Origin of the sequence: Streptomyces sp. SID13726 (genome assembly GCF_010548375.1) — a bacterium.
In the GTDB taxonomy this organism is placed as follows: Bacteria; Actinomycetota; Actinomycetes; order Streptomycetales; family Streptomycetaceae; genus Streptomyces.
The window spans coordinates 1-380 of sequence record NZ_JAAGLY010000907.1 but is presented as its reverse complement, the minus strand read 5'-3'; the positions used below and the strand labels follow the sequence as shown (position 1 = coordinate 380).

General features: G+C 74.7%; 1 protein-coding gene. It reads right to left on the bottom strand.

Annotated elements, in window-relative coordinates:
* Positions 1–380, bottom strand: a 380-nt coding sequence (locus G3I78_RS50930) for an MFS transporter (protein WP_164437453.1), incomplete at both ends; no start/stop codon positions are given.

Here is a 380-nt window from a genome sequence, read left to right as displayed (position 1 = left end):
GGGCGAGGCGCTGCCGTCGGGTGCGGGGACGCCGTCGGGCGACCCGACGCGCGACGGGACGAGGAGCGCGATCCCGGCGAGCGCGACGACGCCGATGGCGGTGATGGCCCAGAACGTCGCGCGCCACCCGGCGGCCTGGCCGAGGAACGTGCCGAACGGGACGCCGAGCACGTTCGCGATGGTCAGCCCGGCGAACATGATCGAGATGGCGCCGGCGCGCTTCTCGGGCGCGACGAGGCCGGCCGCCACGACGGCGCCGATCCCGAAGAACGCGCCGTGGCACAGCGCCGCGACGACGCGGCCGAGGAGCATGACCTCGTACGTCGGCGCGACGGCGGACAGCAGGTTGCCCGCGATGAACAGGACCATGAGGCCGAGCA